Source organism: Hyphobacterium sp. (assembly GCF_965229905.1).
Taxonomy (GTDB): Bacteria; Pseudomonadota; Alphaproteobacteria; order Caulobacterales; family Maricaulaceae; genus Hyphobacterium.
Genome location: NZ_OZ245930.1, coordinates 209,999 through 221,986 on the forward strand (window position 1 = coordinate 209,999; position 11,988 = coordinate 221,986).

Below are 11,988 nucleotides of genomic sequence, written 5' to 3' on the forward strand. Positions count from 1 at the left end.
GGTTGTTGGCGTGGCGGATTTCAACCGCCGCCCTGCGCGGCCGTCAGGACGCGGTCGGCCGCTTGTCGGCTTTACCCGCCTCTTCCTTCTCGGTGTAGATAAAGAGCGGCTTGGCGCCGCCATCCACTGCGTCGCCATTGACGACCACCTCGTCGACGCCGTCCATTCCCGGCAGGTCGAACATCGTCTCCAGGAGGATTCCCTCCATGATCGAACGCAGGCCCCGGGCGCCGGTCTTGCGCAGGATCGCCTTCTTGGCAATCGCGACCAGGGCGTCGTCGGTGAAGGTCAGGCTGGCGCCCTCCATCTCGAACAGGCGCTGATACTGCTTGACGAGCGCATTCTTTGGCTCGGTCAAGATCTCGATCAACGCATCTTCGTCGAGATCTTCGAGCGTCGCGACAACCGGCAGACGGCCGATGAATTCCGGTATCAGGCCGAAGCGCTGCAAATCGTCCGGCTCGACTTCACGCAGGATTTCACCGGTGCGGCGATCATCTGCATCCTTCACATCAGCGCCAAAGCCGATGGAAGAGCCCTTGCCGCGTTGCGAAATCACTTTTTCGAGGCCGGCGAACGCGCCGCCCACGATGAACAGGATGTTGGTCGTGTCGACCTGCAGAAATTCCTGTTGCGGATGCTTGCGTCCGCCTTGCGGCGGCACCGAAGCCACCGTGCCTTCCATGATCTTCAGCAAGGCCTGCTGCACGCCCTCGCCCGAGACATCGCGCGTGATGGACGGGTTGTCGGACTTGCGGGAAATCTTGTCGATCTCGTCGATATAGACGATGCCGCGCTGCGCCCGCTCGACATTGTAGTCGGCGGCCTGCAGCAGCTTGAGAACGATGTTTTCAACGTCCTCGCCGACATAGCCGGCTTCCGTCAGTGTCGTCGCATCGGCCATGGTGAACGGCACATCGATGATGCGCGCCAGCGTTTGGGCCAAAAGCGTCTTGCCGCAACCGGTCGGGCCGATCAGCAGGATGTTGGACTTGGCGAGCTCGACGTCCTGGTTTTGCGTGGCATGATTGAGACGCTTGTAGTGATTGTGCACTGCGACCGACAGCACCCGCTTGGCCTGGTCCTGGCCGATCACGTAATCGTTCAATACCTTGTAGATCTCGGTCGGCGTCGGCACGCCTTCCTTGGACTTTACCAGCGAGGTCTTGTTCTCCTCGCGGATGATATCCATGCAGAGTTCGACGCATTCATCACAGATGAAGACGGTCGGACCGGCGATCAGCTTGCGGACTTCGTGCTGGCTCTTCCCGCAGAACGAGCAATACAGCGTGTTTTTGGCCTCGCCGCCATTGTTCGATGATTTGCTCATACTCTGCCCGCCTGTCTCTCTGGCACGTCACACCAATGCTTCGTGTCCGCCCCTTCCGGTGTAGCAAGATCGGGGCCGAAGCTTAGCGAAACGTAATCACACACCCTTTTCGATGATATGCCAACCGTGTTGAGCAAATGTTGATCAGCAATGCCAAGCCTATTCCTTGCTGCCTGCCTGCTCTTCGCGCGAGGCGTAAACATGGTCGATCAAGCCCCATTCACGGGCTTCCTCCGATGACATGAAGGTGTCGCGGTCGAGCTTCGTCTCGACTTCTTCATACGTCCGGCCGGTGTGCTTGACGTAGATTTCGTTCAGGCGGCGTTTGGTTTTGATGATGTCCTCGGCATGCCGCTCGATATCCGACGCCTGGCCACGGAAGCCCCCGGACGGCTGGTGCACCATGATGCGCGCATTCGGTGTCGCCGAGCGCATATTTTCCGCACCGCCGCACAACAGGAGCGATCCCATCGAGGCGGCCATGCCGATACAGGCCGTCGCCACCGGACTGCGGATGTATTGCATGGTGTCGTAAATCGCCATGCCGGACGTCACCACGCCGCCCGGCGAGTTGATGTACATGGCGATCTCTTTTTTCGGGTTTTCCGATTCCAGGAAGAGCAGCTGGGCCACGATCAGGCTGGCCATATTGTCCTCGACCGGGCCGGTGACGAAGATGATACGCTCTTTCAGGAGCCGCGAATAGATATCGTAAGCCCGTTCCCCACGGCTGGATTGCTCCACCACCATGGGAACGAGATTCATCATGACGTCTTCGGGATCTCTCATCGCGCACTCCAGCTAGCAAGGCGGAACCGGCAGGACGCCGGTCCGATTCGGATCGATCAGCTGGAAACGAATATCGCGAGGCAAAACGCCCCGCGCAAGGCGGGGCGTCTCCTGGATGTCAGCTTGGCGGTTGCGGCCGTCAGCTCTTCTTGGCGGCGGCCTTCTTTGCCGGCGCCTTTTTGGCGGCCGGCTTCTTGGCCGCGACTTTCTTGGCCGGAGCCTTCTTCGGCGCCGGTTTCTTGTCGTCGGCCTCGGCCGCGGCTTTCTTCGCCGGAGCCTTCTTCGCAGCCGCTTTCTTGGCCGGGGCCTTCTTGGCAGTTTTCTTTGCCGGCTTCTTGGCGGCCGACAAAATGTCGTCCTCGTCGGAGAACAGTGCTTCGCGGCTTACCGGCACGTCTTCCACCGTGGCGAGCTCTAGCACGTAATCCACGACCTTCTCTTCGTAGAGCGGGGCGCGGATCTGTGCGACGGCGTTCGGGTTCTTCTGATAGAATTCGACAACCTGCTGCTCCTGACCCGGATAGCGCTGGGCTTCCTGGTTGATGGCGCGGGCAAGTTCTTCCTGCGTGACCTGAACATTCGAGCCCTGACCGATCTTGGCCAGCACCAGGCCGAGGCGGACCCGGCGTTCGGCGATCGTGCGGTATTCCGCTTTGAGCTCGTCCTCGGACTTGTCCTTGTCCTCATCGTCGAGATGGCCGTGCTCCATAGCATGGCTGACCTCGCGCCAGATATTCTCGAACTCCTGTTCGACCATGGTCGGCGGCAGGTCGAATTTCTGGCCAACGTCGAGGGCGTCCAGAAGAGCCCGCTTGGCGCGCATGCGGGACTGGCCGGAATGTTCGCGTTCGAAACGCTGTTTCAGCGCGTCCTTCAGCGAGTCCAGGTTTTCCAGGCCCAGGCGCTTGGCGAGATCATCGTCAATCTTGGATTCTGCCGGTGCCTCAATGGCTTTGACCCTGGTTTCGAAGACCGCTTCCTTGCCGGCCAGATGCTTGGCCTGGTAGTCATCCGGGAAGGTCACTTTGAGTTCGCGCTCTTCGCCCTTCTTGGCGCCTTTGAGCTGTGCTTCGAAGCCCGGGATGAAGGCCCCGTCGCCGATTACTACGCGCGCATCTTCAGCCGAGCCGCCTTCAAAGGCTTCACCGTCGATCTTGCCGACGAAATCGATCACGACGGCGTCGCCGTCATCGGCCTTGGCGGTCTTGGCCGTCTTTTCCTTGAAGGCGCGGCTTTCTTTCGCCAGCTCGGCCAGCGCATCGTTGACCTGCTGGTCTTCGACCTTGGCAACCGGCCGCTGGATGGCGAGGTCCTTCGGCTCCGGCGCGCTGAATTCCGGCATGATGTCGACGCGAATCTCAAAGGCGAAATCGGCCCCGCCGATCAGCTCCTTGGGATCGCTCTTGATCTCGATCTGCGGCTGCGAAGCCGGCTCGACGGCGCGCTCCTTGAGCGCCGAATCGATCGATTGCGGCAAGAGTTCGTCATTCAGCAGATCGCCGAGAATCGACTCGCCGAAGACTTTGCGGATGTGGTTCGCGGGCACCTTGCCGGGACGGAAGCCCTTCAGGCGGACCTGCGGGCGGATTTCTTCGATTTTGGCGTCGAGGCGAGCCTGCAGATCCTTTGACGGGATCACGACTTCCAGCGTGCGGCTCAAGCCTTCGGCGGCTTTTTCATTGACTTGCATTTATGTCAGTCCTGGCATGATTGATCGATCCGCGGAGCAATGCGACTCCGCGCCGTGAAGGCGCGGGTTATGTCACGGTGAACTGCCCTATGCAACGGGCGTTAGCGGAAGCGAATACAGTGCGCCTGCCAAGCGCGCGCCGGGCCCGGTGGTCACGCTTGCCGACCCAAGCGCGAGCCAGATTTTACCGACGCTCCGCCGTCTCGTCGACGGAGCTGCCGGATTCCAAGTAGAGCGAATTGCGGTTTTCAAGATCGAACCAGCCCTCGCCGCGCATATAAGCGAGGGCGAATATGATGGTCAGCGCGACGGCGACGGTCGCCAGGATCAAAGCTATGCCTGTATAAATCGCGTCGCGCATGCCGCGTCATCCCCCCGGATCGACCCACCTGATGACCACGTTCAGTTCGCAAACGATGTTTACAGCGTGTCCCCGGCGGGGGGTCTAACCGGAAATCGCGTTCCGCCCGAAGAAAAAATTCGGATTTGCGGCCGAACTGGTCCTTTGGCGTATGAGTGTTGCGTAAGGGTCACCCTTTGGAGAGATCTTAGACTGGCGCTCTGACCTGGTGAGGGCTCGGCAAGGTGACAACTCGCCTGTAGCGTCAGTGAGAGCCATCAGGTTGACGCGGGTCAGAACCGCCAACACCCCAGCCTTGAGCACGTTTCATGTGAGCACGGCCCGCAACGGCAACGGCCGACACGAACGCCCGGGCCGCGCGCAACGGAAACAACCAGGATCGAGGTCCTCCGGTCCGCGCCCGCGCGGCCGGAGGATGACGGGTGTTTGGGTGATATATGGTCGCCCGCAGCGTGAGCGAGGAGCGAGGAGCGACGGCCCGGATGGGCCGGAGCACTGAGAATACTACAGCCGAAGCTCGCGCTAAAGGCGCTTGATCGAGAACGCCCTGCCTGAACCCGTTTTTAGATATTTTTCGAATTCTGCTGCGCGCTTGCGGCAGTTAAATCCGATAATCGTTCGGAACTTCCACGGCTTGTATTTGGAAGTGTGACCGACCGATCCGGCATTGTGCTCTTTCAAACGGCGCGCAATATCATTCGTCAAACCCGTATAACGATGTTCGCCAGTCTGCGACTCAAGAATGTAAACGTAGTGCAATCTCATTACTTGAGATTGTCATGCGGGTCCGCCTTCGCTCTCTAAAAAGCTGGCTTGCCAGCCGAAGCTCGCGCTAGCGAGCGAAGGCTGGTGCGGATGAGAGGACTCGAACCTCCACGCCTTGCGGCACTGGAACCTAAATCCAGCGCGTCTACCAGTTCCGCCACATCCGCACGGGGTAGAGGCTTTACCTAGCCAATGGCCCGGTGCCCGGAAAGCGGGAATTCACAGCCAGGCCTGCGCCCGCGCCAGATCCAAGCCATGCACCAGGCCGAGACCGATAATCAGCGTGAACAATATGAGCGCGATTCCGACCGCTAAGGCTTTGCGCATAAGACGGGCTCCCTGGCCTGCGCATGAAGACTGATACGCCCCCTCGCCGCGATCAAGACAATTCGGTTAGCTTTGGCCGTTACCTATGGGACGGACAATCGCCATGACTTCGAGCCCCGATCGCGCCCCGATGGACTGGGAACAGCGGTTCCGTGACGAGACCACGCCCTGGGAACGCCCCGGCCTGCACCCGGCGTTCGAGGCGTGGCAGGCGGAGGGCGCGTTCGACCCGGTCGACACCGTGATCGTGCCGGGCTGCGGGCGGGCGCCGGAGCTCAAGGCTTTTGCCGCGCTCGGGAAAGCCGCCATCGGCGCTGACCTTTCAGCAACTGCCCTCGCCTGGCAGAAACGGCAGTTGGAAGCGGACGGTCTCACCGGGGAGCTGATTGAGGCGGACATTCTGTTGTGGCGCCCCGACACACCGATGGACGCAGTCTATGAGCAGACCTTCCTGTGTGCGATCCCGCCAAAGCTGCGCGACGAATACGAGCAAGCCGTCCACGCTTGGCTGAAACCGGGCGGCCAGCTGTTCGCCCTGTTCATGCAGAAGGCGGAGATGGGCGGCCCGCCCTATGGCTGTTCCATCCCGGCGATGCGTGAACTGTTTCCGGCCGAGCGCTGGGACTGGCCGGACGGCGATCCTGCGCCCTACCCGCACCCTTCATTGAACGGTAAACCAGAACTCGCCGTTATTCTGACGCGTCGGTAGCCGGCGCGGCATCCGCCGGGACGGCCGCCTGGGCTTGTTTCCGCTTACGGCGCTTGCTGGCCTCCATCGGGGCGCGGAACAGCACCCAGCCGGCGGTGCCCAAGCCGGACAGGATGTTGGCCAGAGCGATGCCCGCGATCACGCCGAGTGGCGCATTGAAGAGGATCCCCCCGAGCACGGCAAAGACCGCCATCATGATCGCCCGACTGGAGGTGATCATCACGCCGAAACTCGGCCGGCCGAGCCCGTTGAACCCGGCGCTGGCGGCCATCGAAATGCCGTAACCGGCGATGGTCAGCGTCACGAGGCCCCAATAAGAACGCGCCACCTCCTGCCCCATCTCGCTGGGCAGAAAGGCGGGCGCCAACCAGCGCGACAGCAAGAGGATGATCACCGCCATGGCGAGCGACCAGAGGAGGCAGAAGAGGAAGCTCTTGGCGAAAGCCTCGCGGACCCTTGAGGTGATCCCCGCCCCGCCATTCTGCCCGGTGACCGGGCCGATGGAGGCCGACAGGGCAAAGAGCGGCACGATGGCGAAGGCTTCGAGGCGTGCCGCCACGCCGACACCGCCGACAGCGGCATCGCCGAATTGCGCCATGCCGAGTCCGCCCATCACAATGGTGAGCGCAAACGGGTTGAAGGTGTTGGAGGCCGCCGCCGGCAGGCCGACGCGGGCGATCTCGCCCCAATTGTGGAACAGCTCGTCAAAGCCGTGCCAGGAAAAATCGATCAGCTTTTCGCGGAAGACGAGATAGGCGCCGATCATCAGGAAGGTCACGGCGTTGGCGGCAACGGTGGCCAACGCGGCTCCCGAAACACCCCAGCCGAGCGCCGTCGCGCTCCATTCGATCCCGGCCCAGCCCAAGGAAATCTCATCGAGAATAAAGATCGGATCGAGGATCATGTTCACGACCGCCGCGCCGATCATCATCATCGAGGGCAGAACCGCATTGCCGAGCGCCCGGAGAATATTGCTGGCGACCATCGGCCCGACGATCAGCACGATGCCGCCAAACCAGACGGTCATGTAATCGACGACATGCGGGATCATCGTGTCGGAAGCGCCGATCAGCCGGAACAGCGGCTCCACAAAGATCACGCCGAGAATGGAGACCAGTCCGACCGCCAGAATGGACAGCGACAGCGCGTCCGTCGCGGTGCGGCGGATGATGGTGTCGTCCTTTTCACCGGCCGCGCGCGAAACCACCGAGACCGCCCCTGCGCCCAGGCCGATCGAAATGCTCATCACCAGCATGGTGACCGGGAAGGAGAGCTGAACGGCGGCCTGCTGGCTGGTGCCGAGCGTGCCGACCCAATAGGTGTCGATCACGCCGGTCAACATCATGGCGACGATGCCGAAACTCATCGGGATCATCATGCGGGAAATGTGTCCGAAGACAGGCCCTTCGGTCATGTCCCGGGATGCGCGTCCAGCCATTCAACTGCCCCTCACTTGTCCGGGGGATATACGGGCGTTCGCCCAGGATTGCACCTCACGAAAACCTGATGGCTGATATGCGTTCATGTGATGAGGCGGTGGAGGTCGTGGCTTCTTTTCCCTCCCCTTGATGGGGAGGGAAGACGGCGCAGCCGTCAGGGTGGGGTGAACATAAAGGCGAAACTTGCCCCCCACCCCTACCCCTCCCCACCAGGGGGAGGGGAAATCTTCATCGAGTTCCGCCGCTTACAATGCCGCGCGTGACGGATCGTAAGCTGCGAGGCCCGCCAGGTTGACGATGTCGGAGACCCGGGCGCCCAGCCTTGCCACCTGCACCGAACATTCGAGACCAACGAGGATCGGGCCGATGACCGTCGCCGCGCCCGCCGCCTTCAACAGACGCGTGGAGATCGAGGCGGAATGCACCGCCGGCATGACCAGCACATTGGCCGGTTCGGTCAGGCGCGAGAACGGGTAGAGCTCGTGATGATCCGGGTCGAGCGCGACATCGGCCGCCATCTCGCCCTCGTATTCGAAATCCACGCCGCGAGCGTCGAGCAGTTTCACCGCCCCGGACATCTTCTCGGTCCGTTCGCCCGGCGGGTTGCCGAAGGAGGAGTAGGACAGGAAGGCAACGCGCGGCGTCAGCCCGAACCGGCGCGCCGTGGCGGCCATTTCCACCGCGATATCTGCGAGCTCCTCGGAAGTCGGGAATTCGGTTTCCAGCACGTCACCGATCAGCAGGTTTCTCCCGCGGGATATGGCCGCGTTGATGCCGACAATGCGGCCGCCCGGAACCGGATCGAGTACCAGGCGGATATCGTCCATCACCATGTTGGTGTGGCGCGTGACGCCGGTGACCATGCCGTCGGCCTGGCCCATTTTCACCATGCAGGCGGAAAAAACATTGCGGTTGGTGTTGACCAGACGCTGCACGTCGCGTTTCAGAAAACCCTTGCGTTGCAAGCGTTTGTACAGGAATTGCGCATAGTCGTAATTATTGTCGGACAGGCGCGCATTGCAGATTTCGAGCGAATCTTCCGGCACCCCCACTTCGCGCATATTGGCTTTCGCGATTTCCTCGCGTGCCACCAGGATTGCCTTGCCCAGCCCCTGCGACTGAAAGGCGTGCGCGGCGCGGATGACGCTGGGCGCTTCGCCCTCGGCAAAGACGATGGTTTTCGGCTCGGCGCGGATGGCCGCCGAGACACGCTGCTGCAAGCCGGCGGTCGGATCGGCGCGCCGCGCCAGCGAATGGCGGTATTCCTCATCCGGGCGGGCTTCGATCCGCGCGACACCGGATTCGACGGCGGCGCGGGCAACGAGGGGCGGGATGTGCGAGATCAGGCGCGGGTCGAATGGCGTCGGGATGATGTAATCCGGGCCGAACTTCATCCGCCCCTTCTTGTAAGCCGCGGCGACCTCGTCGGGCACGTCCTCGCGGGCCAGGGCGGCCAGCGCCCGGGCGCAGGCGATCTTCATCTCTTCATTGATCGTGCGGGCGCGGACATCCAGCGCACCGCGGAATATGTAGGGAAAGCCCAGCACATTGTTGACCTGGTTCGGGAAGTCGGACCGGCCGGTGGCGATGATGGCATCGCTGCGCACTTCCTTGACGATTTCCGGCCGGATTTCCGGTTCCGGATTGGCCATCGCGAAGATGATCGGCTTCTTGGCCATCGTCTTGACCATGGCCGGCGTCACCACCCCTGCGGCCGACAGGCCGATCAGGCAGTCGGCGCCTTTCACCACATCTTCGAGGGTGCGCAGCCTGGTCTTCACCGCCTGGTTGGCGAGGCGCGGATGAAGCCCTTCCCGGCCCTCGTAAACAACGCCGTCAATATCGACGACAATGGTCTTGTCCTTGTCGACGCCCATCGACTGCAATAGCTCGATCACCGAAAGGCCGGCCGCACCGGCGCCGACAAGCACGACATTGAGGTCTTTCAGCTTCTTGCCGGAAAGCTCGCAGGCATTGATCAGCCCCGCTGCGGCGATGATCGCCGTGCCGTGCTGGTCATCGTGAAAGACGGGAATATCGAGCCGCTCGCGCAGGCGCTGTTCAATGTCGAAGCATTCCGGGCTGCGGATATCCTCAAGATTGATGCCGCCGAAACTGTTACCGAAGCCGGCCACGCATTCCACGAACTGGTCCGGATCGGTGTAGTCAACCTCGATGTCGAATGCATCGATGTCGGCAAACCGTTTGAACAGGACGGCCTTGCCTTCCATCACCGGCTTGGCCGCCGCCGCGCCGAGATTGCCGAGGCCGAGGATGGCGGTCCCGTTGGACACCACAGCAACCATATTGCCCTTCGAGGTATAATCGTAAGCGGTATCGGGATCTGCCGCGATCTCCCTCACCGGCACGGCGACGCCCGGAGAATAGGCCAGCGACAGATCGCGCTGGGTGCCCATCGGCTTGGTCGGCTGTAACGCCAGCTTCCCCGGCGTGGGCTTGCGGTGAAAGTCCAGGGCCTCGCGGTCGAAGGCGGACAGATCGGTGCGTTTGGAGGTGTCGGGCATGGAGAATCCCTGAAGCGGTTTGCCGCCTTTATGCGCTGTTCGGGTTGGAGAGCAAAGACTGGCGTGCGGCGCGAATGCGCATCCTGCGGTCCAGCGCCTGCAGAGCCTCCGGGATCGCCGCGGGGAGATCCTCGGCAATCAGGCCCCTGCCGCGGCGCAAGCCCGCCTCGCCATGAAGCCAGACGGCGATCGACGCCGCTTCAAAGCCGTTCAATCCATGCGCCAGGAATCCGCCGACGAGACCCGCCAGAACATCGCCGGTGCCGGCGGTCGCGAGCGCCGGGGAGGCATGCACATTGACCCGAACCGCGCCATCCGCGCTGGCAATAACGGTGTCGGCGCCCTTCAGCACCAATACGCTCCCCGCCCGTTTGGCCGCCGCCCGCGCACGCTCGATCTTGTTCAGCCCGTCATCGGCAGCAAAATCCGGAAACAGGCGGGCGAACTCGCCCTCATGCGGCGTCAGCACATCGTCGGTGCGCAGGTGGGCGAACAGGTGATCGGGCTCGTCGGCGAAACTGGTCAATGCGTCGGCATCGAGCACAAGACCGGCTTCGCGTGCCGATGCCGCAATCACCCGGTCGCGGGTTTCCGCGCCCACGCCGTTACCGGGACCAATCAGGACGGCCGTGGCCCGGCGGTTATCCAGCGCGTCGAGAAAGCCCTGCGTATCGTCGAACCGCGCGATCATGACGGCGGTTGTGTGCAGCGCGTTAACCTGCATAGCGGCCGCCGGCGTCAGAATCGTCACCAGTCCCGCTCCGGCCCGCAATCCGGACAGAGCGGCCAGTCTTGCCGCACCGGTCGAGGAGGGGCCGCCGGACACGACGCACAGCCGTCCCTTGCGATGCTTGTGTATATCTGCTGGCCCGCTTAGCGGGTGCTGTGTCCAGACGGCGGGATCATTAAGTTCGGCAACCGGTGCCGCGTGCGTATCCCATCCCGACGGAATGCCGATGTCTGCGAGCACGATCTGGCCGCACATTTCACGGCCGGGTTGAAGCACATGCGCGGGCTTCAGACGGTGGAATGTCACGGTGAGGTCGGCCGGAAAAGCCTCGCCGGGCGGTTTGCCCCGATCACCGTGCAGGCCGGATGGAATATCGACCGCGACCACCGGCCGGTCCAGATCGGCCAGCGACACGGCCCATTTTGCAGGCGCACCCTCAAGCGGGCGCGTCAGTCCCGCGCCGAACAGCGCGTCGACGAAAAGACCAAAACGCGGCGGGTCGAGTTGATCCAGCCGATGCGTGCTGCCTTTCCAGCGGCCCCGCATGACGGCGGCATCACCCCGATCGTCTTGAGGATCGCCGAGAGTTGCAACCTCGACCGGCCAGCCTGCGTTGGCCAGGTGCCGCGCCGCAACGAAGCCGTCACCGCCATTATTGCCCGGACCGCAGAGCACAATCGTCTTGCGGGCGCTCCAGCGGCGCATGATTTCCGCTGCGACGGCTCTGCCCGCCGCTTCCATCAGGTCAATGCCGGGAACGCCATTCGCGGTTGCGAAGGCGTCGGCCGCGCGATGATTGTCCACGGAGAGAATTTTGGACGGGAGGGGATGCATTTTCGCTCCGACTCTGTTTATGCTGCACCTGCGTAATCCGCGATCGGTATTGATTCTCGCTCGCGTTGATATAACTCGTCAAACGCGAGCCGGGGGCCATGAAAAAAATCGAAGCCGTCATAAAGCCGTTCAAGCTCGATGATGTCCGCGATGCACTTCAAGATATCGGCGTGCAAGGCATGACCATCACCGAAGCCAAAGGGTTCGGACGGCAAAAGGGCCATTCCGAGCTTTATCGCGGTGCGGAATACGTCATCGACTTCCTGCCCAAGGTCAAACTCGAGATCGTGGCGCCGGAAGCCCGCGTCGAGGCGATTGTCGAGGCGATCCAGACGGCGGCCCGGACGGGCCGCATCGGCGACGGCAAAATCTTCGTTTCCCCAATTGATCAGGCGATCCGCATCCGGACCGGCGAAGCCGATGAAAATGCCCTTTAAGGTCCGACCTCACCCCATCTTCCAGTAAATCCCAGAAAGGGAGCCCTCCTGC

10 protein-coding genes and 1 tRNA gene are annotated in these 11,988 nt (G+C 62.3%); 2 read left to right on the plus strand and 9 right to left on the minus strand.

Annotated elements, in window-relative coordinates:
• Window positions 1-43: 43 nt before the first annotated feature.
• The 6 genes from clpX to ACO08C_RS01140 form a co-directional block, all read right to left on the minus strand.
• Entirely contained in the window at window positions 44-1,330 is a 1,287-nt protein-coding gene (gene clpX, locus ACO08C_RS01115; RefSeq protein ID WP_421786777.1) for an ATP-dependent Clp protease ATP-binding subunit ClpX, read from the minus strand.
• A gap of 159 nt (window positions 1,331-1,489) precedes the next feature.
• Window positions 1,490-2,119 carry an ATP-dependent Clp protease proteolytic subunit gene (locus ACO08C_RS01120; RefSeq protein WP_421786778.1) on the minus strand — a complete coding sequence of 210 codons (630 nt, stop codon included), beginning with the start codon at window positions 2,117-2,119 and terminating at the stop codon, window positions 1,490-1,492.
• A 139-nt stretch (window positions 2,120-2,258) separates the two neighbouring features.
• On the minus strand, window positions 2,259-3,809 hold the full coding sequence (tig, locus tag ACO08C_RS01125) for a trigger factor (RefSeq protein WP_421786780.1): 1,551 nt from the start codon (window positions 3,807-3,809) through the stop codon (window positions 2,259-2,261).
• Window positions 3,810-3,993: 184 nt separating this feature from the next.
• On the minus strand, window positions 3,994-4,170 hold the full coding sequence (locus tag ACO08C_RS01130) for a hypothetical protein (RefSeq protein ID WP_421786782.1): 177 nt from the start codon (window positions 4,168-4,170) through the stop codon (window positions 3,994-3,996).
• Between the two features lie 522 nt (window positions 4,171-4,692).
• Window positions 4,693-4,935, minus strand: a complete 243-nt coding sequence (locus ACO08C_RS01135; protein WP_421786783.1) for a GIY-YIG nuclease family protein — start codon at window positions 4,933-4,935, stop codon at window positions 4,693-4,695.
• 82 nt (window positions 4,936-5,017) lie between these two features.
• Window positions 5,018-5,102, minus strand: a tRNA-Leu gene (locus ACO08C_RS01140).
• Window positions 5,103-5,365: 263 nt separating this feature from the next.
• Here ACO08C_RS01140 and ACO08C_RS01145 point away from each other — a divergent pair.
• A complete protein-coding gene (locus ACO08C_RS01145) occupies window positions 5,366-5,971 on the plus strand; it encodes a methyltransferase domain-containing protein (RefSeq protein WP_421786785.1) in 606 nt (201 codons plus the stop codon).
• Here ACO08C_RS01145 and ACO08C_RS01150 read toward each other — a convergent pair.
• From ACO08C_RS01150 to ACO08C_RS01160, 3 genes are all read right to left on the minus strand, one after another.
• Window positions 5,952-7,409, minus strand: coding sequence for an MATE family efflux transporter (locus ACO08C_RS01150; protein WP_421786787.1), 1,458 nt, complete (start codon window positions 7,407-7,409; stop codon window positions 5,952-5,954). The two genes, ACO08C_RS01145 and ACO08C_RS01150, sit on opposite strands and share 20 nt — an antisense overlap.
• Before the next feature lie 246 nt (window positions 7,410-7,655).
• Entirely contained in the window at window positions 7,656-9,935 is a 2,280-nt protein-coding gene (locus ACO08C_RS01155; RefSeq protein ID WP_421786789.1) for an NADP-dependent malic enzyme, read from the minus strand.
• A gap of 28 nt (window positions 9,936-9,963) precedes the next feature.
• The gene (locus ACO08C_RS01160) at window positions 9,964-11,469 is read right to left on the minus strand and encodes an NAD(P)H-hydrate dehydratase (RefSeq protein WP_421786790.1); all 1,506 of its coding nucleotides are present in this window, start codon (window positions 11,467-11,469) and stop codon (window positions 9,964-9,966) included.
• 128 nt (window positions 11,470-11,597) lie between these two features.
• Here ACO08C_RS01160 and ACO08C_RS01165 point away from each other — a divergent pair, with 128 nt between their 5' ends.
• Window positions 11,598-11,936, plus strand: coding sequence for a P-II family nitrogen regulator (locus tag ACO08C_RS01165; RefSeq protein WP_421786792.1), 339 nt, complete (start codon window positions 11,598-11,600; stop codon window positions 11,934-11,936).
• Window positions 11,937-11,988 lie beyond the last annotated feature (52 nt).